At 60.0% G+C, this 477-nt stretch carries 1 protein-coding gene; it reads left to right on the top strand.

Annotation, left to right across the window (positions count from 1 at the left end):
• A partial coding sequence (locus J5M71_RS27825; RefSeq protein ID WP_207838794.1) for a PsiF family protein occupies positions 1–268 on the top strand: 268 nt, incomplete at its 5' end.
• Between the last annotated feature and the right edge of the window lie 209 nt (positions 269–477).

The raw sequence follows: 477 nt of genomic DNA, 5'->3' as shown, positions 1-477 counted from the left end.
GCTTGTGTGTTCCCAGGGTTTCGCCGCCACGGCGCAACAGAACAAGATGACCACCTGCAATGCCGATGCGACCGCCAAAAGCCTGAAGGGCGACGAGCGCAAGGCGTTCATGAGCACCTGCCTGAAAGCGGCACCCGCAGCCAACGATGGCAAGGAGCTGACCCCGCAGCAGCAGAAGATGACCACCTGCAATGCCGATGCGAAAACCAAGGCGCTGGCCGGCGATGCGCGCAAGGCGTTCATGAGTGAGTGTCTGAAGAAAAAGTGAAACGGTAAATAATGTGGTGAGCTTGCCGGCCTCTTCGCGAGCAGGCTCGCTCCCACATTTGAAACGCGCACTCCTGTGGGAGCGAGCCTGCTCGCGAAAGCGTCGGTGAATGCACCGCCATTCCCACGGCCCGCATATCCCTAGTGCTAACCCCGGATCGCTGGCAGACTGCCCATCCTTTCACGCCGTTCGTTTTGAGGCTGTATGCC

It is taken from the genome of Pseudomonas sp. 43(2021) (assembly GCF_017490805.1).
Lineage (GTDB): Bacteria > Pseudomonadota > Gammaproteobacteria > Pseudomonadales > Pseudomonadaceae > Aquipseudomonas.
Note: the sequence above shows the minus strand (reverse complement) of the source record. Positions and strands in the feature narration are given on the sequence as shown.